This window comes from Burkholderia sp. ZZQ-2 (assembly GCF_050768715.1).
Classification (GTDB): domain Bacteria; phylum Pseudomonadota; class Gammaproteobacteria; order Burkholderiales; family Burkholderiaceae; genus Burkholderia; species Burkholderia cepacia.
Window position 1 is genome coordinate 1 of sequence record NZ_LDVA01000043.1, and the last position, 24461, is coordinate 24461.

The 24461-nt window shown below is 70.3% G+C and carries 17 protein-coding genes; 3 read left to right on the forward strand and 14 right to left on the reverse strand.

All coding sequences use genetic code 11. The features are described from left to right. Positions 1 to 166: 166 nt before the first annotated feature. Positions 167 to 838 carry a hypothetical protein gene (locus tag ABY44_RS01520; protein ID WP_059693328.1) on the forward strand — a complete coding sequence of 224 codons (672 nt, stop codon included), beginning with the start codon at positions 167 to 169 and terminating at the stop codon, positions 836 to 838. Positions 839 to 917: 79 nt separating this feature from the next. Here the strand turns inward: ABY44_RS01520 and ABY44_RS01525 are convergent, their stop codons facing one another. The 13 genes from ABY44_RS01525 to ABY44_RS01585 form a co-directional block, all read right to left on the reverse strand. Continuing rightward, entirely contained in the window at positions 918 to 2030 is a 1113-nt protein-coding gene (locus ABY44_RS01525) for an alkene reductase (protein WP_060173544.1), read from the reverse strand. A gap of 175 nt (positions 2031 to 2205) precedes the next feature. After that, the gene (locus tag ABY44_RS01530) at positions 2206 to 3423 is read right to left on the reverse strand and encodes an MFS transporter (protein ID WP_027792620.1); all 1218 of its coding nucleotides are present in this window, start codon (positions 3421 to 3423) and stop codon (positions 2206 to 2208) included. Between the two features lie 532 nt (positions 3424 to 3955). After that, on the reverse strand, positions 3956 to 4873 hold the full coding sequence (locus ABY44_RS01535) for a LysR family transcriptional regulator (RefSeq protein WP_027792621.1): 918 nt from the start codon (positions 4871 to 4873) through the stop codon (positions 3956 to 3958). Positions 4874 to 4948: 75 nt separating this feature from the next. Then, positions 4949 to 7210 (reverse strand): xanthine dehydrogenase family protein molybdopterin-binding subunit, encoded by a 2262-nt coding sequence (locus ABY44_RS01540; protein ID WP_060173543.1) that lies wholly within the window; start codon positions 7208 to 7210, stop codon positions 4949 to 4951. After that, positions 7210 to 7710: a (2Fe-2S)-binding protein gene (locus ABY44_RS01545; protein WP_027792623.1), complete on the reverse strand. Its 501-nt coding sequence runs from the start codon at positions 7708 to 7710 to the stop codon at positions 7210 to 7212. The genes ABY44_RS01540 and ABY44_RS01545 overlap by 1 nt, the downstream gene beginning before the upstream one ends. Beyond that, positions 7707 to 8987 carry a c-type cytochrome gene (locus ABY44_RS01550; RefSeq protein WP_060084568.1) on the reverse strand — a complete coding sequence of 427 codons (1281 nt, stop codon included), beginning with the start codon at positions 8985 to 8987 and terminating at the stop codon, positions 7707 to 7709. The genes ABY44_RS01545 and ABY44_RS01550 overlap by 4 nt, the downstream gene beginning before the upstream one ends. Before the next feature lie 411 nt (positions 8988 to 9398). Further along, a complete protein-coding gene (locus tag ABY44_RS01555) occupies positions 9399 to 10523 on the reverse strand; it encodes an FAD-dependent monooxygenase (RefSeq protein ID WP_060173542.1) in 1125 nt (374 codons plus the stop codon). A 151-nt stretch (positions 10524 to 10674) separates the two neighbouring features. Continuing rightward, positions 10675 to 11799: an amidohydrolase family protein gene (locus tag ABY44_RS01560; protein ID WP_060173541.1), complete on the reverse strand. Its 1125-nt coding sequence runs from the start codon at positions 11797 to 11799 to the stop codon at positions 10675 to 10677. A 40-nt stretch (positions 11800 to 11839) separates the two neighbouring features. Beyond that, positions 11840 to 13498: a cation acetate symporter gene (locus ABY44_RS01565; protein WP_060173540.1), complete on the reverse strand. Its 1659-nt coding sequence runs from the start codon at positions 13496 to 13498 to the stop codon at positions 11840 to 11842. Continuing rightward, complete coding sequence (locus ABY44_RS01570) at positions 13495 to 13854, reverse strand: DUF485 domain-containing protein (protein WP_060173539.1); 360 nt, start codon at positions 13852 to 13854, stop codon at positions 13495 to 13497. Before ABY44_RS01570 ends, ABY44_RS01565 begins: the two co-directional genes overlap by 4 nt. 86 nt (positions 13855 to 13940) lie before the next feature. Next, positions 13941 to 15167, reverse strand: coding sequence for an FAD binding domain-containing protein (locus tag ABY44_RS01575; protein WP_060173538.1), 1227 nt, complete (start codon positions 15165 to 15167; stop codon positions 13941 to 13943). Between the two features lies 1 nt (position 15168). Beyond that, entirely contained in the window at positions 15169 to 15654 is a 486-nt protein-coding gene (locus ABY44_RS01580; protein WP_060084574.1) for a VOC family protein, read from the reverse strand. A 134-nt stretch (positions 15655 to 15788) separates the two neighbouring features. Beyond that, positions 15789 to 16061: a ubiquitin carboxyl-terminal hydrolase 14 gene (locus tag ABY44_RS01585; RefSeq protein WP_027792630.1), complete on the reverse strand. Its 273-nt coding sequence runs from the start codon at positions 16059 to 16061 to the stop codon at positions 15789 to 15791. Positions 16062 to 16277: 216 nt separating this feature from the next. Here ABY44_RS01585 and ABY44_RS01590 point away from each other — a divergent pair, with 216 nt between their 5' ends. Next, positions 16278 to 17549, forward strand: a complete 1272-nt coding sequence (locus ABY44_RS01590) for an NAD(P)/FAD-dependent oxidoreductase (protein ID WP_060173537.1) — start codon at positions 16278 to 16280, stop codon at positions 17547 to 17549. A gap of 40 nt (positions 17550 to 17589) precedes the next feature. On the opposite strand, the gene ABY44_RS01595 is transcribed toward ABY44_RS01590, so the two are convergent. Continuing rightward, the gene (locus tag ABY44_RS01595) at positions 17590 to 22674 is read right to left on the reverse strand and encodes a trifunctional serine/threonine-protein kinase/ATP-binding protein/sensor histidine kinase (RefSeq protein ID WP_060173536.1); all 5085 of its coding nucleotides are present in this window, start codon (positions 22672 to 22674) and stop codon (positions 17590 to 17592) included. A 364-nt stretch (positions 22675 to 23038) separates the two neighbouring features. Here ABY44_RS01595 and ABY44_RS01600 point away from each other — a divergent pair. Next, the coding region (locus ABY44_RS01600; protein ID WP_431640769.1) for a winged helix-turn-helix domain-containing protein at positions 23039 to 24461 on the forward strand (1423 nt) is incomplete at its 3' end.

The following is a 24461-nucleotide window of genomic DNA, read 5'->3' on the forward strand; positions in this document are numbered from 1 at the left end:
GCCGCGACGGAAACCGCCGAGCAGTGCGAAGCATCGTGTTACCCCGGTTTCGCGTACTAGGCCGACGCCGTACCGGCCGCCGGCGTGCCCGCGCCGGCTGCGTCGGCGCGGGCCGCGCGAGGCATGGACAATTTTCCGCCCCCGGCGAGGGGCAGAAGGAGACGAGATGAGTTCTGCGCACACGTGCGCGTCGGCCGACGACGAAGTCGCCGGTGTCCGCATTCCGCGGACGCCGATGGCGATCGAAGCGGCCGAAGCAGCCCGCGCGTCGCTGCCGCGGGCGATCACCGGGCATGCGAGCCGGGTGTTCGTGCTTGCGTCGCTGGCCGCGCAGCGTGCCGGCGAGACCTGCGATGCCGATGCGCTTTACGTGGCCGCGATGTACGCGAACATGGGACTGAGCACCGCGTATGGCCGCTCGGCCGCGCGCTACGAGCTCGACAGCGCCGATGCCGCCGATACGTTCCTGCTGCGCCACCAGACGTCGCAGCGCCTGCGCGACGACGTGTGGCACGCGATCGCGCTGCATACGACGCCCGGCGTGGCCGCGCGCGTGTCGCCGCTCGCGCGCGTGCTGGCGGCCGCCGTCTCGACCGACCTGATGGCCACCGATTTCGATGCGTATTCGGCCGACGAGCGGCGCGCGCTGCTCGCCGCCTACCCGCGCGGCGAAGGCTTCGGCGACGCGTTCCTCGATGCGGTCGCGCGCGGCGTCGCGCACCGGCCGGCGTCGACGTTCGGTACCTGGAGCGCCGACGTGCTCGAACGCGTCGATCCGGATTTCCACCGGCTGAATTTCTGCGGGCGCGTGCTCGGCGCACGCTGGCAGGACGCCTGACGGCGTCCTGCGGGTTCCGGCTGGCTCCGGCGGCGTGAGCCGGGTGCACAGGCGCTCGCGCGCCTGCGCACCCGGGCGCTTACGCACTCACGCCCGCCGCATCGTGACGCGCATAGTCGACGTAGCCCGCGCGGTCGCCGCCGTACCAGCCGACCGCCTTCGGCGCGGCGAGCGGTGCGTTCGCCGCGAGGCGTTCGACCAGATCGGGGTTCGCGATGTACGCACGCGCGAACGCGACGAGATCGGCGTCGCCCGCGTCGATCAGCGCATTCGCGGCATCCGGCGCGATGCCGCCGTTGACGATCAGCGTGCCGCCGAAATGCTTGCGCGTGTTCGCGACGATGCGCGGCAGGTCGGGCTCGCCGCTCCAGCCGTTGGTGTCCGCCGCGTGCACATAGGCGACGCCGGCTTCGTCCAGCATGCGGCCGACGTACGCGTACGTCGTATCCGGATCCGCGTCACGCACGTTGTTGTATTTCGCGTACGGCGAGATGCGCACGCCCACGCGGCTGAGCGGCATCACGGCGCCGACGGCGTCGACGATCTCCTCGAGGAAGCGCGCGCGGTTCGCGACCGAGCCGCCGTATCGGTCGTCGCGGCGGTTCAGCGTCGACGACAGGAACTGGTGCGGCAGGTAGCCGTTGGCCGCGTGGATCTCGACGCCGTCGAAGCCGGCCGCCATCGCGCGTACGGCCGCGTCGCGGAATTCGTCGACCGTGTCGGCCACCTCGTCCGTCGTCATCGCGCGCGACGGCGTCGCGTGAATCTTCGTGTAATAGCCGTTCTGCAACTGCGCCCACACCTGCAACTGCTCGAGATCGTCGTTGACGCCGGACGGCGACAGCGGCGCGTCGCCGCCGAGCAGCGTCAGCGAGCTCACGCGGCCGCCGTGCCACAACTGCGCGAAGATCCGGCCGCCGTTCGCATGCACGGCGTCGGTGACCTGCTTCCAGCCGGCCGCCTGCTCGTCGGTGACGAGCCCCGGCGTCAGTTCGAACGAGGCGGACGCCGGGCTGACGTTGGTCGCCTCGGTGACGATCAGGCCGGCGGACGCGCGCTGCGCGTAGTACTCGGCCATCAGTTCGGTCGGCTGGCCGCGCGACGGCGCGCGCGAGCGCGTCATCGGCCCCATCACGACACGGTTGGGAAGCAGCAGGCCGCGCAGGTCGTAGTGGCTGAGCAGGGAAGACATGATGGATTCCTTTTTGCGTGAGGCAGGGCGGCGCCGCGTGTCGCGTGGTGGCGACCGGTCAGGCGGCTGGCCCTGTGGAAAGTTCGGGAAAGAAAGACGGGGGTAACGTGCCGGCAGCGTTCCGGCGCGCGAGCGGCCCGGAGGGCGCCGCGCGTGAACCGGTGCCGGCGCCGGTTCAGGACTGGGCGTGGCGTCGTGCGTGCGGACGCCCGATCGCGAGGTAGTGGGCGAGCGCGACGACCGGGAACGCGCCGGCCACCGCGGCCACGAGCGGCCAGCCGCCGTGTTCGTACAGCGGGCTCGCGAGCGCGGAGCCGATCGCGCCGCCGACGAAGATGCTCGTCATGTACAGCGCGTTCAGCCGGTTGCGGCTTGCCGCGTGCAGCGCATAGATCTCGCGCTGGCCGAGCACCATGTTCATCTGCACCGCGAAGTCGAGCACGATGCCGGTGACGACGAGGCCATACAGGCCGGCGCCGTGGATCAGCGCGACCGCGTACGACAGCGCGCCGGCGACCAGCGCGATCAGCGTCGCCCGCACGCCGTGGCCGGCATCGGCGAGGCGGCCGGCGACCGGGGCCGACGTCGCGCCGATCGCCCCGACCAGCGCGAACAGGCCGATGGCCGATTGCGACAGCCCGTAGTGGCGCGTGAGCTCGACCGGCACGGCGGTCCAGAACAGGCTGAACGACGCGAACATCAGGCCCTGGTAGAACGCGCGATGGCGCAGCACCGGCATCGTGCGGACCAGGTGCAGCAGCGAGCCGATCAGCTCGAAATAGGTCGCGCGGTGATCGGGCTGGCGCGACGGGATCGTCAGCGCGAGCACGGCGGTCACGAGCGTCATCAGCACCGCGGCGGCCGCGAACACGAAGCGCCAGCCGAACGCGTCGGCCACCACGCTCGACAGCGGGCGCGCGAGCAGGATGCCGAGCAGCAGCCCGCCCATGATCGTGCCGACCACGCGGCCGCGCGAATGATCGGGCGCGAGGTGCGCGGCGAGCGGCACCAGGATCTGCACCGCGACCGAGCTGAAGCCGATCAGCAGCGAGATCGCGAGGAACAGTCCGGGCGTCTGCACGACGGCCGCCGCCGCGAGGCTCGCGATCGACACGACGGCCGTGACGATCATCAGCTTGCGGTTCTCGAGCAGGTCGCCGAGCGGCACGATGAAGAACAGGCCGAACGCGTAGCCGATCTGCGTTAGCGACACGATCAGGCTCGCGGTTGCGCCGGACATGTGCAGGCTGGGCGCGATGAGTTCGGTGATCGGCTGCGCGTAGTACAGGTTCGCGACGATCGCGCCGCAACTGAACGCGAACAGCAGGATGAGGCCCTGCGTGAGCTTGGCTGCGTGCCCGTGGGCCGCGAGCGGGGTGGATTCTGCTGACATGGTCGACTCCTTCGAAAGAGATGTCGGGTGCCCGGTCGTCGGGCGGGCGTGATGGGATACGGGTGTTCGGTTGTTCCGGTGTTCGCCGCGGCGAAACGCAAGCCGCCGCATTGCCGTCAAGGTTATTGATCGAGCGATAACAAGAGAATACGGCCGGCGCGCAATCGAGCTTTGCGTGCCACGCAAAGGGGTCGGAGCGCGTGCGGATTCATGTGAGGGGGGCGAGGCCGAGACCGGTCGCGAGCCGCATGCCGGCGAGGGCGAGGGCGGCCGCTGCGATGCGGCGCGTGCGCGAACGCGGGGTCGAGGACATCGAAAAACGTCCTGGACGGACGGGCCGGCGGTCGCGATCGTCATGTCGGGCCTCTCGAAACGGGCCTCCGGCGCGGATATCGCGGATCGCAAGGCCCCTGAGAGCAGTCTGGATCGGGCGGACTGAATAGTCCTAAACCGCGTCTTAATTCACTTGATCGATGCGAGGTGCGCGCGGGCGCGGCCGCGCGGTTTCAGCGACGGGCATCGACGGCGGACGTCAGCGGCGCTGCCCCTGCAGCGTCGGAATCTGCGCGAACAGCCCGGCGAGCCAGTCGACGAACACCTTGAGCTTGACGGGCGTATGCCGGTTGGGCGGATACAGGATCGAGATCGGCCGCGGCGGCGTGTTGAAATCGGTCAGCACCTCGCGCAGGCGCCCCGATTGCAGGTACGGCTCGACCAGGTACAGCGAGGTCTTGATCAGGCCGATGCCGGCGAGGCCGCATGCGATGTAGGTGTCGGCATCGTTGACCGCGACGGTGCCGCACATCTGCATGATGCGCGTTTCGCCGTCGACCACGTAGTCCCACGGCCGCGGCCGGCCCGTATCGGCCGACATGTGGCTGACCGCGATGTGCTGCGTGAGATCGTCGACGGTTTCGGGCGCGCCGCAGCGTTCGAGATACGCGGGCGCCGCGCACGTGCAGGTGGTCAGGCTGCCGATCCGTTTCGCGACCAGCCCCGAGTCGTCGAGCGCGCCGATGCGCACGACGCAATCGACGCCTTCGCCGACGAGGTCGATCTGCCGGTCGGTCACGCCGAGTTCGACCGAGATGCCCGGATGCGCGGCGAGAAACTCGGGCAGCGCGGGCACCATGATCTGCTTGGCCATCGCCGGCGGCAGGTTCACCTTCAGGCGGCCGCGCGGCACGTTGCGCGCCTGCGAGACGGCCGCCTCCATGTCGTCGATCTCGCGCAGCACGCCGACGCAGCGCTCGTAGTAGGCCTGTCCGTCCTCGGTCAGCGAGATCCGGCGGGTGGTGCGGTTCAGCAGCCGGCAGCCGAGATGCTGTTCGAGCGTGCTCAGCAGCGCGGAGACGCGCGGCGTCGTCAGCCCGGTCGTGTCGGACGCGCGCGTGAAGCTGCCCGTTTCGACGATGCGCGTGAACACGCGCATCGAAAGCAAGGTATCCATCGTTCGGAAATCTCCAGCCTGTTCGTTGCCTGCGCCGGTGCATGCCGGCGCGGCTTTTATGTCGAGGTACCGCCGCTACGCGTCGATGCGCTTCCTGAGCCCGTCGCCCGCGAACGGCATTTCGCGCATCCGCTGGCCGGTCGCATCGAAAATCGCGTTGGCCAGCGCGCCCGCGGTCGGCCCCATCGACGCCTCGGCCGCGCCGAGGAACGGCGCGCCCGGGCGGTTGATCAGGTGCACCTTGATGCTTTGCGGTGCCGTGCCGAAACGCAGGATCGGGTAGCTGCTCCAGTCGAAGCTGCGGATGCGCTGCGTATCGTATTTCAGCGCCTCGTACAGTGTCCAGCTCGCGGCCTGCACGATGCCGCCTTCGATCTGGTTGCGGATGCCGTCCGGCGACACGACCTGGCCCGCGTCGACGGCCACTTCCGCGCGCTCGAGCGTCACGTGGCCGGTTTCCGGCACGACCGTGATCTCGACCGCCATCGCGACGTAAGCCATCAGGTTCTTGTATTTGCCGAACGCGAAACCGACGCCGCGGTTGCGTTCGCTCGGCGGCCGGGGCCAGCCGAATTTCGTCGCGGCGAGCTTGATCACCTGGCTCGCGCGGTGATCCTGCAAGTGCCGCAGCCGGAATTCGACCGGATCGACGCCGGCGGCGTGCGCCAGCTCGTCCATGAAGCTCTCGATCGCCCACACGTTGGTGTGCGCGCCGAGCGAGCGCATCGCCGAGGTCTGCAGCGGCATCGTCGGCGAGAAGTTGTTGACGATGTGCATGGTCGGCAGTGCGTACAGCGGGATCGCGTTGCGATCGCCGCCGCCCTCGGGCTGCAGCATCGGCGTCGACGGCGCGGGCACGAACGGCGGCTCGAGCATCCGCGCGGGCAGCAGCCGGCCCGCATTGACGATCCGTTCGTTGTGCGAGCTGCTCCACAGCGCGTAGTTCCAGTCGACGATATGGCCGCTCGCGTCGAGCGATGCGCTGAGCTCGGTGACCATCGCGGGCGTGAAGTGGTCCCACGTATGTTCCTGCTCGCGCATCCATTGCACGCGGATCGGCTTGCCGGGCAGCGCCGCCGCGATCAGTGCCGCGTGCGCGGCCACGTCGTCCGCACCGTTGTGCCCGTAGCAGCCGGAACCCTCGGTGTGGATGCAGCGCACGTTCGCCTTCGGCATCGACAGCATCTCGGCGAGCGCGTCGCGCAGCGGATACACGCCCTGCGAGTGGGTCCACACGGTCAGCATGCCGTTCTCGAGATGCGCGACCGAGCACGACGGCCCGATCGAGCCGTGCAGCAGGTAGTTCTTCAGGAACGTCGCGGACAGCGTCTTCGTGGCCGGCGCGGTGTTGCCCTTCGTGTTCGCGATCTCGATGCGCTGCGTCGCGATCCGCTTCAGGTCCTGATGCACGGTGCCGCGCTCGGGCAGCGCGCGGCCGGGTGACCAGCGGCTGCCGGCGGCCAGCGCGCGCTGCGCGACGACCGCCTGCCATTCGCCCTGCGCGACGACCGCGAGCATGCTGCCGTTGCGCACGATCCGCACGACACCGGGCATCTTCAGGATCGCGGCTTCGTCGAACGACAGCAGCTTCGCGTCGTACACGGGCGGCATCACGACACGCGCGTGCAGCATGCCGGGCAGCTCCATGTCCTGCACGTAGCTGACGCCGCCCGTGACCTTGTTCGGAATGTCCACGCGCGGCAGCGACGTGCCGATCACCGAGAACGTGGCCGGCGGCTTCAGCGGCGACGTCGGCGTCGCGTTGCGGTGCAGGTCGACCGTGCGCACCGCGTCGCCGTAGCGCATCGTGCGGCCGTCCGGCGCCTTGATCACCGCGTCGGCGACGGTGAGCGTGCGCGCGTCGACGCCGAACTGTTTCGCCGCGCCGTCGACCAGCAGCCCGCGCACCTGCGCGGCCGCGTTCAGCAACGCGGAGCCGCTGTCGGCCATCGTGTGGCTGCCGGCCGTCAGGCCCTCGTCCGGCGATGCGCCGGTGTCGGCCGTCAGGAACGTGATCAGCGAGGGCTTCATGTTCAGCTCCTCGGCCGCCACCTGCAGCAGCGCGGTCCGCACGCCGGTGCCGAGCTCCACCTTGCCGGTGAACACTGTGACCTTGCCGTCGGGCGTGATCTTGATCCATGCGTCCAGCAGCGGGTTGGTCTTCAGGCTGCCGGCCAGCGTTTCGGTCGCCTTGGCGACGTGGACGGCGGCGCCTTCGTCCGCGATCACGAGCTGCGCGGCGGCACGCGTGACCGGCGCGAGGCTGAACGCGACGAAGAGCGCGCCGGAAACCATGAAGTGCCGGCGGCTTTCGTCGATGTCGTCGGGTGGGTTCATCAGAGTCCCTTGCTGATCATGACGGGCGCGGCGGCCGGCTCCGGGTCCGGCAGGCCGGCGACCTGGCGGATCGCCGCCAGGATCCGCATGTGCGTGCCGCAGCGGCACAGGTTCGGTTCCATCTGGGTGCGCAGTTCGTGTTCGGTGGGTTTCGGGTTGCGCTCGAGCAGCGCCTGCGCGCGCATGATCATGCCCGCGATGCAATACCCGCACTGCGCGGCCTGGTGATCGATGAACGCCTGCTGCAGCTTGCCCGGATGCCCGGCGGTGCCGAGGCTTTCGAGGGTCCGCACGCGGCGCTCGCCGAGCGCGGACACCGGAATCAGGCACGAGAACATCGGCTTGTCGTCGACGATCACGGTGCATGCGCCGCATTGCCCGAGGCCGCAGCCGAACTTCGCGCCGTGCAGGTGCAGGTCGTTGCGCAGCGCGTACAGCAGCGGCGTGGACGGATCGATGTCGAGCGTGTGCCGCACGCCGTTGACGGTGAGGGTGATCATCGCGCGCTGTCCTCCTTTCTGAGCTTCGCGGCCAGGGTGTCGACGCCGCTCCACGCGGGACGATCGGAATACGTTTCCCGCAGGTACGCGGCGAGGTCCGCGATCTGCGCGTCGTCGTACTGGTCGATGAACGACGGCATGTAGTTCAGCGTGTCTTCGCCGTGCCAGCCGATCCCGTTGAACATCATCTGGATCGCGTTGCGCGGCGTATCGGCGGCGACGGCCGTGCTGAACGCGAGCGTCGGCCGCTCGCCGATCGACTGCATCGGCGCTGCCGGCCCGTGGCACTGCGCGCACGACGCCTGGAACAGCACCGCGCCGCGCTGGCCGGCGGGCGTCGTCGGGCCGTGTCCGGCACCGGCCGTCGCGGGCCGGGCGGGCGCCGGCTTCTGGATCGACAGGATGTACGCGGCGATCGCCTCGACGTCCTCCTGCGGCACGGTCGCGAGATCGCGCGTGACGGGCAGCATCGGGCCGGCCGCCGCGCCGTGCTCGCTCGCGCGGCCGGTGCGCAGGTAGGTGACGAGCTGCGCCTGCGTCCACGGCTTGACCGCGCTGCCGAGCGCATTGAGCGGCGGCGCCTCCCAGCCGTCGACGATGCCGCCGTCGAACGCCTTGCCGGCCTGTTCGCCGCCGATCGCATTGAGCGGCGAATGGCACGACGCGCAGTGCCCGAGGCCGTCGACGAGCAACTTGCCGCGATTCCATTGCGCGGATTGCGACGGGTCGGGCCGGTACGCGCCTTCGCGCAGGAACAGCACGTTCCAGAACGCGACCAGCGGCCGGAAGTTCAGCGGGAAGATCAGGTCGTTCGGCGGCGTTTTCGTCCGCACCGGTTCGCGGGTCATCAGGTACGCATAGGCGGCCGTGATGTCGTCGTCGGACATCCGCGTGAAGTGGATGTACGGAAATGCCGGGTAGAGCGGATGGCCGTCGCGGGCGATCCCGCTGCGCAGCGCGCGTGCGAACGCGTCGCGCGACCAGCGGCCGATGCCGGTATCGGCATCCGGCGTGATGTTGGTCGCGTAAATCGTGCCGAACGGCGTCGCGAGCGGCAGCCCGCCGGCGAACGGCTTGCCGTCGTTCGCGGTGTGGCACACGACGCAATCGCCGAGCGCGACCACGCGCGCGCCGGCGCGAACGAGTTGCGGATCGAACGACGCGCGGGCGGGCGGATCGATCGGCGCGATCGACGGCTTGACCATGATGCCGATCGCGACCGCCAGGCCGACGACCGCGATGCCGGCCGCGCCGAACCAGAGTCGTTTGTGCTTCATGCGCGCTCCACGCGAACCGGTTCGCCGGCGATCATTCGAGCGGCGGGGCAATGGCGCGGATGCCGGCCGCGCGCGACGGCGCGGGTTCGGCTGCCGCGGCACGCGGGGCAGGATGGAAGGTCGGGCTCGCGCGTGCCGGCGGCGGTCGTTCCGGTCGGCGCGGCCGGATGACGGCGGCGCATCGCCGGGCGATCCGGCCATGGCGAGGCGGCCCGGTGGCAGCGGTTCGCGGCGGAGATCATGTCGTTGCTCCAGGTATGGGGAGGCCGCGCGGGCAATGGCGCAATCGCGTCATCGTGTGCGAGGCGGATGATGGAGGGCAGTCTACGTGGGCGTCGGCGGCATTTCCTGAAACTGCGCTGAAACGTTCTGAACTCCTCCGCGACGCGGCCCGGCGCGGGCGCCGCCGCGTCAGCGCGGCGTGCCGAGGCCGAACGCCGCGGCCAGCTGCGGGCCCTTCTCGAGCAGCGACGTCACTTCGTCGCGCCGTCGCGCCGACCATTGCGCGAGACGCGCGACGACGTCGGTCGCGTCCGCCGGCAGCGCTTCGGCGAGCGACACCGCATCGCTCGCGGCCTTCGACGTGCCCGATGCGGTATGCGGGCGCACGGTGCACGCCGCATCGCCGATCAGCGCGACGCGGCCATCGACGAACGCGGGGCTCAACGCATCGAAGATCGCCTGGTTGAACGGCATGCGCGTCGCGTGCACCAGTTGCGCGAGCAGGGCCGGCAGGCGTTCGCCGGCGAGTTGCCGCAGCGTCGCGACGACGTCGTCGGCGAGCTGCCCCGGATGCACGGACGCATGATGGACGTGGCCGGCCCGATCGGTCAGGTGGCGGCGCAGCGCGTCGCGATCGGCTTCGTTGCGATACCACAGCCAGTTGAAGCGGCGCGTGCCCGGCACGAGCGAGCCGTCGAGCGCGGGAATCAGGAACGCCATGAACAGCTCGCCCGGCGCCTTGTGCAGCGTCATGTTCTCGACCAGCGGCGCGATCGACGCGGCTTCGAAATCCGCTTCGTCGACGATCCCGCGCCACGCGAGATAACCGGCGAACGACGGCGCGTAACCGGGAAAGAGCTGCGCGCGCAGGGTCGAGCCGGCCCCGTCGGCGGCGATCAGCACGTCCGCGCGGAGGCGCTCGTCGCCGAGGTGGACGTCGACGCCGTCCGCGTCCTGGTCGAAGCCGGTGACCGTGCGGCCGTACCGGATGCGCCCGTGCGGCAGCGTTTCGCACAGCGAGCGGTAGACGGCGTCCCACGACGAAAACGGCAGCATCTCGGGCTCGTCGCGCGTGACGATGCCGTCGCGATCGATCCAGCGCCGCCGGTGTGTCGGCACGCTGATCGCGTGGCGGCAATGCCGGCCATGCTGTTCGAGAAACGCCATCATCCGGCGCAACACGGCCACGCCGCCGCCCTGGCCGCGCAGCGGCGACGGCGAGCGTTCGCAGACCGTCACGTCGTGTCCGACGCAGTCGAGCGTCAGCGCGGCCGCGAGACCGGCGATCGATCCGCCTGCAATGACTATCTTCATCGTGGGTGACTCCGGTGTGCGGTCGATGGCGTGCGCCGCCGGCCAGGCGTCGTGATGCACGGCGCCGCGCGCCTGCGGCCACGGCTGCTGCGGATCTTGCCATGTCCGGCCGCGGGCTGCGCCGACGGTGCAAGCGCCGCGCGCCGGCCTGCTAGATCCGCAGCAGCTTGCCCGCATTGCCGCCGAGGATCATCGCGCGCTGCTGCGCGCTCAGGTCGACACGGTCGAGAAAGCGCACCGGCTGCTCGTAGCCCATGTCGAAACAGTAGTCGCTGCCGAGCACGAGCCGGTCCACGCCGACGTTCTCGATCAGGAAGTTCAGCACGGGGCCCGAATGCGACACCGTGTCATAGCTGAAGCGCCGCAGGTAGCTGCTGGGCTTCTGCGCGAGCCGGCGCGTTTCGGGCCGCACGGTCCAGCCCGCGTCGAGGCGCCCGACGAGGATCGGCAGCGCGCCGCCCGCGTGCGGCAACGTGATCTCCAGCGTCGGGTAGCGGTCGAGCACGCCGCCGAGGATCAGGTGCGAGCCCGCGATCGCGGTATCGAACGGGTTGCCGAGCAGGTTGCTGAGGTAGAAATCGCCGAGCCGCGCGCCGCCGACCGTCTGCTGCGGATGCAGGAACACCGGCAGGCCCAGCTGCTCGATGCGGGCGAACACGGGCGCGAACAGCGGATCGTCGAGATCGCGGTTGTCGATGTTGGTGCCCATGTACACGCCGCGCACACCCGGCAATTGCGCGGCGCGTTCGAGTTCGTCGATCGCGTCGGCCGCGTTCAGCATCGGCAGCGTCGCGAGCACGACGAAGCGCGTCGGGTGTCGCTGGTAGACGCGCGATGCCGATGCATTCCAGTCGCGCGCGAGCTTCGCGTTGAACGGCCGGTCGCCCCAGTACGCCATCGGCACGCTGAGCGACAGCGCCTGCACGTCGACGCCGGACGCATCCATGTCCTTGAGCCGCGCATCGATGTCGATGAACTTCATCGGCAGCGGGCCGAGGCCGCCGGCGGGCGTGCGGAACGTGAAAGACGTGTCGTCGCACACGAACGAGCCGCCGAAGCGCTTGCCTTCGCCGCCGACCAGGTTGCAGAAGCTCTCCGGGTAGTAATGCGCGTGGATGTCGATCGAGCGCGGCCGGTGCGGCGGCAGCGCGGCCGGGGTATCGGCGCTGCCGGCGGCCGACGCGGACTGTCCGGCGACGGCGGTGCCCGCGAACGCGGCGAGCGCGCCGAGCAGGCGGCGGCGTCCCGGCGACGGGCAGCAGGTGCAATTCAGCATGGCGTCTCTCATGGTGTATCGGGGGTGCGTGACGTGCGGCTCAGCCGCGTTGCGTGACGGTCGTGGTGGTGCCCGCCGTGAGGCCCATCTCGCACGCAACGAGTTGCGTGTCGAACTGCGCGCGCTCGCGTTGCGCACGCGCCGAGCGATCGGTGACGGAGAACAGGACGACGCCGGCGAAGGCCGCCGCCATCGAGAACAGCGCCGGGTATTCGTACGGATAGACCGCGTGCGCATGGCCCAGTACCTGGACCCACACGGTCGGGCTCAGCACGGTGAGCGTCACCGCGGTGGCGAGCCCGAGCAGGCCGCCCAGCACCGCGCCGCGCGTCGTCAGCCCGCGCCAGTAGATCGAGAGCAGCAGCACCGGGAAATTCGAGCTGGCCGCGATCGAAAACGTGAGGCTGACGATGAACGCGATGTTCTGCTTCTCGAACGCGATGCCGAGCAGGATCGCGAGCACGCCGAGCACGACGGTCGTGGCGCGCGCCACGCGCATTTCGTCCCGGTCGGACGCCTGCCCGCGCCGCAGCACGTTCGCGTAGAGGTCGTGCGAGATCGCCGACGAACCCGCGAGCGTGAGCCCGGCGACAACGGCCAGGATGGTCGAGAACGCGACCGCGCAGATGAAGCCGAGGAACACGTTGCCGCCGACCGCGTGCGCGAGGTGGATCGCCACCATGTTCGCGCCGCCGGCGATCGCGCCGGACGCGTCGTGGTACTGCGGGTCCGACGCGACGAGCGCGATGGTGCCGAAGCCGATGACGACGATCAGCACGTAGCCGGCGCCGACGATCCCGGTTGCGTAGAGGATGCTCTTGCGGGCCGCCTTGACGTCGCCGACCGTGAAGAAGCGCATCAGGATGTGCGGCAGGCCCGCGGTGCCGAAGATCAGCGCGAGGCCGAGCGACACGGCCGAGACCGGATCGGACACCAGTCCGCCGGGGCGCATGATCGCCGCGTGTTTCGGGTGGACGAGAATCGCCTGCGCGAACAGCGCGTCGAGGCTGAAGCCGAAACGGCTCAGCACCATGATCGCCATGAACGCCGCGCCGGCGAGCAGCAGCACGGCCTTGATGATCTGGATCCAGGTGGTGGCCAGCATCCCGCCGAAGAACACGTAGACGACCATCAGCACGCCGACGATCAGCACCGCGACCGTGTAGTTCAGGCCGAACAGCAGCTCGACCAGCTTGCCCGCGCCGACCATCTGCGACACGAGATACAGCAGCACGATGACGATCGAGCTCGACGCCGCGAACGCGCGGATCGGCCGTTGCCGCAGGCGATACGACACGACGTCGGCGAGCGTGTACTTGCCGAGGTTGCGCAGCGGCTCGGCGATCAGGAACAGGATGATCGGCCAGCTCGCGAGAAACCCGACCGAATAGATCAGCCCGTCGTAGCCGCTCGTGAACACCAGCGCGGAGATGCCGAGCAGCGACGCGGCCGACATGTAGTCGCCGGCGATCGCCCAGCCGTTCTGGAACGCGGTGATCTTGCCGCCCGCCGCGTAGTGGTCGGCCACGCTGTGGTTCTTGCGCGCGGCCCAGCGCGTGATGAAGAGCGTCGACGCGACGAACACGACGAACATGCCGATCGCGACCGGATTGTGCTCGTGCGCGAGCGTGGCCGGGCCGGCCGCGAACGCCGGTGCACAGCCGCAGGCGGCGAGCAGTGCGAGGAGCAGGCGTTTCATGATGCGTCTCCGTGGCGAAGGGTCGCGACGACCGTGTCGTGCACCGCGTTGGCGCGGAACACGTAAAGCGCGACCAGCGCAAACGTTGCGACGAACATGCCGAACCCGACCGGGATGCCCCACGGAGTCGGCCGGCCCGGCACGATCGGCGCGCCGAGCAGCGTCGGCGAAAACGCCAGCGTCAGGATGAACGCGAAATAGAGGGCGAGCATGACGAGCGTCAGCGACCAGGCGAACAGCCTTCTGCGCCGGACGTGTTCGCGAAAGCGGGCATCGCGCAGCAGCGGATGCGTGGCATGTGACGGTGCGACCGGTTCGGGCGCGGTGCCGGCGGTAGCCGAAAGCGGGTGGTTCACGGTGTCTCCTTCTCGTCTGGAATGGCCTGGCATGGCTTGGCTTGGCGACGGGCGCCGCGCGTGTCGCGCACGGCGCCCGTGCGTGCTCAGAAATGCGGCGGGACGGCGGTTTCCCGCATCACGACTTCCGGCGTGCGATAGCGCTCGGCCATTTCGCGCTCGGTGTCGTTCTTCAGTTGCGCCTGCATGTAGGCGCCGAGGTGACGCGCGTGCTCCACGATCGCCGCGCCGAACGCCGTGCGCGTCTCGCTGTATTCGCACAGCGCGTCGAGCGTGTCGGCGCGCGTGGCGAGTGCCGTGACGAGCGCGAGGGCATCGCCGGCGGCCTTCGTGACGCCCATTCCGCAATGCGGTCGCGCGACGAACGCGGCGTCGCCGAGCAGCGCGATCCGGCCGAACGCCATGTTCGGCACTTCGAGGTCGTAGATCGGCTGGAACAGCGGTTGCGTCGCGCGCGCGACGACCTCGGCGAACTGCGGCGCCAGCAGCGCGTGGGCGGCGTCTTCCATGTCGTCGAGCACCTCGCGCCGGATCAGCGTCGGCGGAATGCCGCCCGCCCACAGCTTGCCGGTCGCGTCGGTCAGCAGGTTCGGCAGGTCGGTGTCCTCGCGGGTCGCGCGATACCACACGAAGTTGTAGCGGCGCTCGCCCGGCTTCGTGCTGTTGCCCTGGCCGGCGACCGGATAACCGAGGATCTGTTCGTGCGGCGGCAGGCCGAACGCGAAATTCCCGAACAGCGTCGCGTGGGTCGCCTCCGACAGCCCGGGTTCGTCGACCAGCCCGCGCCACGCGACGTAGCCCGCATATTGCAGCCGCGCGTCCGGCAGGAATTTCTCGCGGATCGCCGAGCGGAAGCCGTCGGCCGCGATGACGAGGTCGGCATGCACGACCGAGCCGTCGGCGAGCGTGACTGACGCGTGCCCGGGGCCGTCCGCGACGTCGGTGACGACCGCGCCCGCGCGGTAATGCTGGTCGGGCAGCGCCGCGCGCAGCACGTGGTACATCTTGCTCCACGCGGTGAGCGTCTGCGGCATCCGCCGTTCCGATACGACGGTGCCGTCGCGGCCCAGCGTGATCCGCGACTCGACCTTCACGCCGATCGATGCGTCGATGCGCACGCCCGCGGCGCGCATCACGTCGAACAGTTCGGGGTGCGTGACGATCCCGGCGCCGCGGCCCGACAGCGCGTCGGGCACCCGTTCGAACACGTCCACGTCCCAGCCGTTGCGCAGCAGGAGATTCGCGGCGAACAGGCCGCCCAGCGAGCCGCCGACGATCGCGGCCCGGCGTTTGGTCGAAGTGCCGTGGTTCATGTCAGTCTCCGTGTGCTTGCGAGCCGCCGGCCGGTACCGCGGCGGGCAGTGTCAGCCCCGCGACTTCGGCGGCGGGGAAGTTGAGTTCGATCGTCACGCCGGACGGGTCCTCGATGAACACCTGGTGCAGCCCGAGGCTCGGCACGGTGCGATCGCGCCACGCGACGTGTTCGGCGCGCAGCGTGTCCCACATCGCCTCGACGCCGGTCGCGAGGAACGCGATGTGGTCGACCGTGCCGGTGCCCGACGCCGGTAGCGCCTTGTCGCCGAGGTAGGCCGCGAGCCCGTCCGGGTTGGCCGGGTCGACGCCGATGATGTGGACCGTGCCGTAATCGCTTTCGTCGCCGCCCTTGTAGAGCCATGCGCCGGGAAAGTCGAACGGCGGCCGGTAGCCGCGTTTGAAGCCGAGCACACGTTCGTAGAACCGGCACGATCGCTCGAGATCGAGCGTGCGGATCGAGTAGTGCGCGAGTCTGGATACCGTCATGAAGGACCTCTTGTTTATCGACAGATAAGTTATCGTTCGATAAATACTAGTCGAAAAAAGCGGCGAGAAGAAGCCGCGATCGAACCGTGTATACCCTCGGTCGAAAACGGTGCCGGATAGAGGTGCGCGGAGGGTTACGGCGTGATTTCGCCGGCCATCACATCGTCGGCATAGCACCAGACCCAGCGCTCGCCGGGCTCGATAGAACGGGCGAGCGGGTGCGTCGTTTCATGAAAATGCCGGCTGGCATGACGGTTCGGCGACGAGTCGCAACAGCCGACATGCCCGCAGCTCAGGCACAGGCGCAAATGCACCCATCGGCTGCCGGACTTCACGCATTCCTCGCAGTAGTCCTTGTCGGTGTTCAGGATGCGCGCTTCACCGAGATGGGTGCAGGTCGTGGCCATCTGTCGCTCCGATGCCGGCGCCGGGGGGCGCTCGCAGCGCGGCCGGCGCGAAGCTGCGAGCGGGGGGAACCCGATTCATTGTGGACGGCGCGCACCGCGCGCGAACCTTAATTCTTATGAAATGCGGCGGCCGCGGCGACGATGACGACTACAGTCACGCGTACGGCCGGCGCGGGAGCCGGCCGGGATCCGACACGCGGTCACCGGGAGACGCTCATGGCGCAGTCGCAGCATGTCAAGGTCATCGGCCTGCCTCACAGCAAGGAGGCCTACGCGATCCGCGACTTCCTGAAGCGCGGCGAGGTCGAGTACGAATGGTGCGAGCTGACGTCCGACACCGATTGCGTGCGCGAGCTGGGCATCGCGCCGCTGCGCGACGTCCGGCTGCCGGTGGTCGTCTTTCCGGACGGCACGTGCATCTACCAGCCGACGCTGCCGGAGATCGCCGCGAAGCTCGGCTGGGTCTCCCGGCCGCGCTTCATCGAGTACGACGTCTCGATTTACGGCGCCGGCCCGGCCGGCCTGTCGGCGGCCGTCTACGCGGCGTCCGAGGGATTGCGGGCCGTCGTGATCGAACGCGACGCGATCGGCGGGCAGGCGGGCACGAGTTCGCTGATCGAGAACTACATGGGCTTTCCGGACGGCATCCCGGGCGCCGAGCTGGCGGAACGCGCGCGCCAGCAGGCGGTGAAGTTCGGCGTCGAGTTGCTGATGATGCGCGAGGGCGTGCATGCGACGTTCGTCGACGGCAAGATCCGCGTCGACATGGCCGACGGCTCGATCCTGACCGCGCGCTCGAACATCTGCGCGACGGGGATCGAATACCGCAGTCTCGGCCTGCCCGACGAACCGAAGTTTCTCAACGCGGGCCTGTACTACGGCGCGGGATCGAGCGAAGCGCCGATGTGCGAGGGCAAGCACGTGTTCATCGTCGGCGGCGGTAATTCGGCCGGGCAGGCCGTGATGAACTTCGCGCGGCACGCGCGCGAAGTCACGATGATCGTCCGGGGCGCGTCGCTCGCGGCGACGCTGTCGCGCTACCTGATCGACCGGATCGAGCGCATGCCGAACGTGACGGTGCGCTACGGCACGACCGTCGACGCGCTGCAGGGCGACGGCCGGCTCGAGGCGATCGTGCTGCGCACGGAAGACGGCGCGCGCGACGTGCTGCCGGCCACGCACCTGTTCGTCTGCATCGGCGGCGCGCCGAACACCGAATGGGCGCGCGACACCAACATCATCCGCAATCCGGGCGGCTACCTGGTGACGGGCAGCGACCTGTACGACTGCCCGGACTTCGCGCGCGTGTGGCCGCTCGAGCGCCGGCCGTACTACCTGGAAACCAGCGTGCCCGGCTCGTTCGCGGCGGGCGACGTCCGTTCGGGATCGGTCAAGCGGGTGGCGTCGGCGGTCGGCGAAGGAGCGATGGCCGTGACGTTCGTGCACCGGTTCCTCGGCGAGGACGCGCACCGGCCGAGCGGAACCTGAATCGCGCGGCGCGGGTGACGGCCCGCGCCGGTCGCTTGCGTCAGCCCGCCGTCGACACCGGCAGCCGGAACGTCAGCACGGACCCGCCGTCGCCGCGCGGCGCGGCTTCGAGCGTGCCGCCATGCGCTTCGACGATCGAGCGGCAGATCGCGAGACCCATCCCCATGCCGTTCGATTTCGTCGTGAAGAACGCGTCGAAGATCCGGTTCGCGATCCCGGCGTCGATGCCCGCGCCGCGGTCGGCAATGGAGACGGTCGCGTAGCCGTCGCCGGCCTGCGACGCGATGTCGAGTTCGCGCGATGCGGCCTGCCCGTCCATCGCGTCGAGCGCGTTGGTGACCAGGTTCAGGATCACCTGCTGGATCTGCGTGCGATCGGCCATCACGCGGATCGCGGCGCAATGCAGGTCGACGCGCAGCGCGACCTGCTTCGCGTCGATTTCGGTCGCGGTGAGGTGCAGCATGTCGCGGATCAGGTCGTCGATCGCGAGCGGCGCGAGCGCGGGCGGCGCCTGGCGGGCGAGCGAGCGCAGCGCGCGCACGATGTCGGCCGCGCGGACGCCGGACGCGCGGATGTCGTCGAGGCTCGCGAGCGCCTCGTCGAGATCGGGCGGGGTGCCGCGCAGCCAGCGCATGCCCGCGCCGGCGCTCGACACGATGCTCGTCAGCGGCTGGTTGATCTCGTGCGCGATCGACGCGGCCAGCTCGCCCATCACGGTCATGTGCGCGGTGCGCGCGAGCTCGGTGCGCGCATGCCGCAGCGCGGCCTCGGTTTCGAGCCGGCGCGCGTTTTCGTCGATCAGTTCCGCGTACAGCCGCGCGGATTCCAGCGCGTTGGCCGCCTGCGGCGCGAGCATTTCGAGCATCGCGATGCGACGCGGCGAAAACACGCCGTTGCTCAGCGCATTCTCCAGGTACAGCACGCCGATCAGCACACCCTGCTTCAGCAGCGGCAGGCAGAACAGCGAACGCGTGGGGTGCGCGCGCAGGCTGTCGACGTGGTCGGGCAGGCCCTCGCGCTGCGCGTTCGCGAGCACGACCGGCTTGCGGGTGCGCGCGACCGTGTTCAGGATCGACAGCGGGACATCGTGCTCGGTGGGTTCGCTGCGGGCGATCTCGACGACCACGTCGCTGTCGACGATCCGCGCGGCGGCCTCGATCGTCAGCCGGTCGTTGCGGGCGAGCAGCAGCAGGCCGTAGCCGGCGCCTGCGTACACGATCATGTTGCGCATCAGCGTCTGGATCAGGCGCTCCAGCACGATTTCCTCGGATAACGAATGGGACGCGCGCATCGCGAGCGCGAAATCGAGGTCTTCGCGCGCGGGCACGGCCGCGCCGCCCGGCGGCGGCTCCATCACGAGGAACGTGTGCTGCGCTTCCAGCGCCTGCGCCTTGCCGGTCGCGCCCCAGCGCCGGTAGCACGCATGCGCGAGCCGCCACTGATGGCGCGCCGGGCCGGTGAGCCCGAGCGACATCGCGTGGCGCGCGGCCAGTTCGTGCGCAAGCGCCTGTTCGTGCACGAAACCCCGTTCCGCGGCGAGGCTGGCCGACGCGTCGTACTGCTGCATCGCCGCGACGTGGTCGCCGCGCACGCGCGCGAATTCTGCGTCGATCAGCGCGAGCTTGTTGCGGAACGTCGCCGGATTCCGCTCGCTCCAGCCGGCGAAGCGCGCGCGCTGCGGCGCGAAGCGTTCGAGCAGCGGCCCGGGCGGCGTCGCGCCGCCGTCGGCCGCGATGCCGGAGAGCACGCTGAACAGGTGGAAATCGGACGTCATGATGTGCGCGGGCGTCGACCACGCGCTTGCCGCAGCCGCGTCGAGCGACGCGCGTGCCGCGGGTGCATCGCCGAAGATGAACGCCGCTTGGCCCGCAAGGACGTCGGTCCAGAACTGCAGGACCGACATCGGCGTTTTCGTCGACACGCGCATGCGCCACGTGCCGACCGGCCGGTCGTAGCCGAACTGCAGCGCGTCGACGAATTCCGACTGGGTGGACACGAGGTCGACGATGTCGTCGTAGCGCGCGCCGCGCGCGATCGCGAGCAACGAATCGATCTCGTCGCGAATCGCCGGCAGCGCTTCGCCCATCGACAGCAGGTCGCTGACGATGTGGTTGCAGCTGTAGCACATCCAGCGCAGCTCGGCGCTCGCATTGCCGGCCGCTTTCGCTTCGCGTGCGCGCTCGAGCGCGTACGACAGCGGCTGGGTCCACACGCTCACCTGGTCGAGCGCGATCAGCGTCGCCGAGCGGTAGCGCTCGAAGCCGTGGCGATCGACCAGCGCGAGCGCGACCTTCGCGAATTCGAAGCCGTCTTCATACGCGCCGTGATGCTCGGCGATGCTCACGCCGTACCACGCGAGCCCCTGCACCGATGCGGCGGTGACGCCGTGCTGCAGCGTCAGCCGGACCATCGTCGCGAAATGCAGCAGCGGCAGCCCGCCGCTCGGATAGAACATCGCGGCTTCCAGCGCGGTCAGCAGGGCCATCGTCGCTTCGACGCGCGTGTCGGTCATCACGGGCAGCCCGACCAGATCGCCGATCGCACGGCCGGCGAGCGCGTCGCGCACGGCGTCGCCGGCCGCCGCGAGATCGGCGGCGGTCGGCGCGGCCGGCAGCGTCACGCCGAGCAGCGCCAGCCCCTGGAGCGCGACGTCGACCGCCTGCCGGTAGCGCGACTCGACCGTGAGCTGCGCAGCCTTCAGCCGATGGGCCTCGGCGCGGTCGGCCGGCGTGCGCGTGCGCGCCATCAGTTCGTCGATCGTGCTCGATGCCTGCGCGGTCGCGCCGGTCGCGAGCAGCAGGCCGCCGCGCAGCATGCCGATGCGGCTCGCGAGGCCGTAATGCTGCGCCCACGCATGCGGGCCGAGCAGCGTCTGCGCGCACGCGAGAAACGACAGCGCGCGATCGCGCGCGGCGACCGTGGCCGCCGCTTCCGCGGCTGCGACCAGCGCGTCCGCGAAGGCGAGCGCGAGCGTGCGGTCGAGCGGCGCGGTGCGCGCCTGCTCGATCTGGGCGGCCAGTTCCAGCAGCGCTTCGGTCGCCCGGTCGCCCGGGCGCGCCAGCATCGCGGCGGCGATCCGGGCGTGGCACTGCGCGCGCTCCGCCCGCCCGGCGAGCGCGTGAACGGACTCGATGACGCGGTCGTGCACGCAACGCCAGCGGTCATCGGAATGCGACGCGAGGCCGGCCTGGCGCACGGGGTCCATCCAGAACGCGAGTTCGGCGCGCGTCTTGCCGGCGGCGGCACACAACAGCGCGACGTCGGCATCGGTGCCGATGCAGGCCAGCAGCGACAGCAGCGTTCTGGATTCATGCGGCAGCCGCTGGATGCGGACGGCAAGCAGGCTCACGACATTCTCGGCGAGGTGGTGCGCGTCGAGGTCGGCCGGCTGCCACTGCCATGTCCGCCGCACCGGGTCGTAGGCGAGCAGTTGCTCGTCGATCAGCGTGCGAACGAACTGCTGTACGTAGAACGGGTTGCCGCCGGTCCGGCGCGTCACGATGTCGCCGAGCACGGACAGCCGGTCCGGCGCTTCACCGAGCAGGCCGGCCAGCATGTGCGTGACGCCGGGCGCGTCGAGCGGCGCCAGCGTCAGCGCCGACACGCGCGCGGGGGCGAGCTGCTGCAGGAAGCGGCGGAACGCCGGCGGGTGATCGTGCTGCGACCCGCTGCGATAACCGGCGACGAGGCACACGTGGGGCGGCGGATCGAGCGCGACCGACGCGAGGAACGCGAGCGTCGCGTCGTCGGCCCACTGGACGTCGTCGAGCGTCATCACCAGCGGCTCGGCCGGTGTCGCGAAGGCGCGAAACGCGTTCACGACGATCCGGCACAGATGAAACTCCGGGATCGCGTCGGTATGGCCGAACGCGACGGGCTCGACATCGAGCAGCCACGCGATCTCCGGAAAGATGCGGGACAGCAGGCTGGCCTGGGCGCCGATGCACGCGCGCAGCCGTGCGACGATCGCGGCGATTTCGTCATCGCGCCGGGCGAGCGCGCTGCCGAACAGCGCGCGCAGCGCCGCCAGCACCGGCGCGTAGGGCCGGGCCGGCTGGAACTGGTCGACCTTCGCCGACGTGCACCAGGCCGTACGCGACGTCGCGCGCGACGCGCGCATGAAGTCCTCGGTCAGCGCGGTCTTGCCGACGCCGGGCGGCCCGTCCACCAGGACGATGGCCGCCTCGCCGGTCCGAAGGACCGCGGCCAGCGCGGCCGCGAGCCGGCGGGATTCGGCGTCCCGGCCGACCAGCCGGTCGGGCGTGCGCAAACCGGCGAGCGGATTGCTGCCGCCGAGCGCGAACGGCTCGACCCGGCCGGCTGCCAGCCAGTCGCGCCGGATGCGTTCGAGATCGTGCTGTACCGCGTCGCAGGACGGGTAGCGCTCGGCCGGCTCCTTCGCGATCAGCTTCAGCAGCAGGTCGCTCAGGATCGCGGGCAGGTCGTTGCGCAGCCCCGTGGCCGGCGACGGCTGCATCGCGACGTGCGCGTGCACCCATTCGGACGTCGACGCCGCCTTATACGGGAATGCGCCCGTCAGCAGGCGGAACAGCGTGATGCCGAGCGCATACAGGTCGGAGCGTTCGTCGATGTCCGCCCCCTCGGAGACTTCGGGGGCCGCATACGCGGCGAATTCCGCGCGCAGCGGCTCCGCTGCGGCGTGTTCCGTCCGACGATTTCGCGCATGCGCGAACGCGCGCAGCATGACCGTGCCGTCGGGCAGGGCGACGAAACTGGCCGGTTGCAGGTCGCCGTGCAGCCAGCCGAGCCGATGCAGCGCGCCGAGCGTGCGCACCGCGTGGATCGCCGTGTCGAGAAACGCGTCGAGCGGCAGCTGCGCGTCGGCGAGCGTGTCGAACGCGCGCCCGTCGACACGCGGAAAGACGAGCACCGGGCCGTCCGCCGCGCGGATCAGCGCGGCCGGCAGCAGCGCCCATGCCGGATCCAGCACGCCGTTCAATGCGTACTCGCGCTCGAATTGCCGGCAGCGCCCGTCGGATTCCCAGCCGGTCCGGCACGCGGACCACACGCGTCCGGTCTCGGCGTCGGTCAGGTCGAAGCACAGCACGTCGTCTGCGCGGACTGCGTTCGACAGGCGGGCGCGTGCCAGCCAGTCGGCATCCATTCGGTTCGTGTCGTCGGGCTTACGCAAGGGTTGGTTCACGATGAGGGCAGGCTGGATGGAACGGGACGCAACGGCATGTCGGCAGGCAGCGGCCGGGCACGATCGCACGCGCGGCATGCCCGGGCATTGTCCGACAGCCCGCGGAAATCTGCAGCACCCCCTCCAGGGGTTGCCGGCGCGCGGGTAGCGTCCCACTAAACCAATAGATAATGGCCGGCACGCGCGCCACCCCATACGATAGGGTCATGCCTGCCGGCCCGCATCGATGCGACCGGACGGGCGGAACAGGGGGTGTCGCCTCGCTGGGCGGCGCACGATGCGGAGCAGCATAAGGCGGGTGCGGATCATGTATACGTTCGGGCGGGTGACGGTTTCCCTTGAGTGCCGCGAAGTCTGCGTCGACGGGCAGCCCCGGTATATCGGTGCCCGGGCATTCGAGATTCTCGAGCTGCTGGTGAAGGCGGCCGGCAAGCTCGTGTCGAAGGACGAGATCATGGAGGCCGTGTGGCCGGACACGATCGTCGTCGAGAACAACATCCAGGTGCACATCTCGACGCTGCGCAAGCTGTTCGGTGGCAAGCACGGCTGGATCCGGACCGAGTCGGGCCGCGGCTACCGGCTCGCGCCGCCGGTCGATGCCACCCATGCAGCCCATGCCGGCCGCCTGCCGGACGCGCTCGAGCCGGTGCGCGGCGTCCGCACGGGTGCCGCACCGCGCAAGTGTCCGCTGATTGGCCGCGAGCCGGAAGCGGCCGAGCTGCACGCGCTGCTCGAACGCGAGGCGTTCGTCACGCTGGTCGGCCCCGGTGGCGTCGGCAAGACGCATCTTGCGCTGGAGGTCGCCGCCGCGTGGTCGGCCGTGCGCGGCATCGAGATGGTCCGGATCGACCTGGCCGGCTGCCCGGGAGGCGCGACGCTGGAGTCCGCGGTACTGGGCGCGCTCGGCCTGCCGGGCGGCCCGGCCGCCGGGCAGGCGGACGTCGTGCGCGCGATCGGCGGGCAGCGCGTGATGCTGGTGTTCGACAACGCGGAGCAGCATGTCGGCGAACTGGCGGACCTGTGCGAAGCGATCGCCGACGAGAACGCCGGCGCGATCCTCGTCGTGACCAGCCGCGAGCCGCTGCGGGTCGCCGGCGAACGCGTGTATCGCGTCGGGCCGCTGCCCGTGCCGCCGGCCGGCGCGACCGAAGGCGAGATCGTCGCGTGCGGGGCCGTCCGCATGTTCCTGGCGCGGGCGCGCGCGATGGGCACCGACGTGCCCGCGGATGCGAAGACGCTGGACGCGATCGCGACCGTCTGCCGGCGCCTGAGCGGCCTGCCGCTCGCGCTCGAACTCGGCGCGGCACGCGTCGCGCTGCTCGGGATCCAGGGGCTGGCCGCCGATCTCGACAAGTCGGTGCTGTCGTTGTCCGGCGGCCTGCGGACCGCCCATCCGCGCCAGCAGACGCTGCGGGCCACGATCGAGTGGAGCTACCGGCTGCTCGACGACGCGGAACGCACCGTGCTGTGCCGCCTCGCGGTGTTTCCGGATGCGTTCCCGCTCGACGCGGCGTGCGCGCTCGCCGCGTGCGACGAACTCGGCGGCGCACGCGTGCTCGACTGTCTCGTCAGTCTCGCGTCGAAATCGTTGCTGGTCGTTCATTCGGTCGGGCTGTCGAAGCGTTATTCGCTGCTCGAGGTCGTGCGCGCGTATGCGCTCGAGAAGCTGGCGGAGTCGGGGGAAGCGGGCCGCGTGCATGCGCGGTGCGCGTCGTTCACCGCCGCCGAACGCGCGGATTCGCGTCCGC

What these genes read in the sequence shown, in the direction of transcription:
- ABY44_RS01535 (WP_027792621.1), bottom strand. Translation starts at nt 4,873, where the DNA reads ATGGATACCTTGCTTTCGATGCGCGTGTTCACGCGCATCGTCGAAACG.
- ABY44_RS01540 (WP_060173543.1), bottom strand. Translation starts at nt 7,210, where the DNA reads ATGAACCCACCCGACGACATCGACGAAAGCCGCCGGCACTTCATGGTT.
- ABY44_RS01545 (WP_027792623.1), bottom strand. Translation starts at nt 7,710, where the DNA reads ATGATCACCCTCACCGTCAACGGCGTGCGGCACACGCTCGACATCGAT.
- ABY44_RS01565 (WP_060173540.1), bottom strand. Translation starts at nt 13,498, where the DNA reads ATGAAACGCCTGCTCCTCGCACTGCTCGCCGCCTGCGGCTGTGCACCG.
- ABY44_RS01530 (WP_027792620.1), bottom strand. Translation starts at nt 3,423, where the DNA reads ATGTCAGCAGAATCCACCCCGCTCGCGGCCCACGGGCACGCAGCCAAG.
- ABY44_RS01560 (WP_060173541.1), bottom strand. Translation starts at nt 11,799, where the DNA reads ATGCTGAATTGCACCTGCTGCCCGTCGCCGGGACGCCGCCGCCTGCTC.
- ABY44_RS01595 (WP_060173536.1), bottom strand. Translation starts at nt 22,674, where the DNA reads ATGGATGCCGACTGGCTGGCACGCGCCCGCCTGTCGAACGCAGTCCGC.
- ABY44_RS01580 (WP_060084574.1), bottom strand. Translation starts at nt 15,654, where the DNA reads ATGACGGTATCCAGACTCGCGCACTACTCGATCCGCACGCTCGATCTC.
- ABY44_RS01550 (WP_060084568.1), bottom strand. Translation starts at nt 8,987, where the DNA reads ATGAAGCACAAACGACTCTGGTTCGGCGCGGCCGGCATCGCGGTCGTC.
- ABY44_RS01590 (WP_060173537.1), top strand. Translation starts at nt 16,278, where the DNA reads ATGGCGCAGTCGCAGCATGTCAAGGTCATCGGCCTGCCTCACAGCAAG.
- ABY44_RS01555 (WP_060173542.1), bottom strand. Translation starts at nt 10,523, where the DNA reads ATGAAGATAGTCATTGCAGGCGGATCGATCGCCGGTCTCGCGGCCGCG.
- ABY44_RS01585 (WP_027792630.1), bottom strand. Translation starts at nt 16,061, where the DNA reads ATGGCCACGACCTGCACCCATCTCGGTGAAGCGCGCATCCTGAACACC.
- ABY44_RS01525 (WP_060173544.1), bottom strand. Translation starts at nt 2,030, where the DNA reads ATGTCTTCCCTGCTCAGCCACTACGACCTGCGCGGCCTGCTGCTTCCC.
- ABY44_RS01520 (WP_059693328.1), top strand. Translation starts at nt 167, where the DNA reads ATGAGTTCTGCGCACACGTGCGCGTCGGCCGACGACGAAGTCGCCGGT.
- ABY44_RS01575 (WP_060173538.1), bottom strand. Translation starts at nt 15,167, where the DNA reads ATGAACCACGGCACTTCGACCAAACGCCGGGCCGCGATCGTCGGCGGC.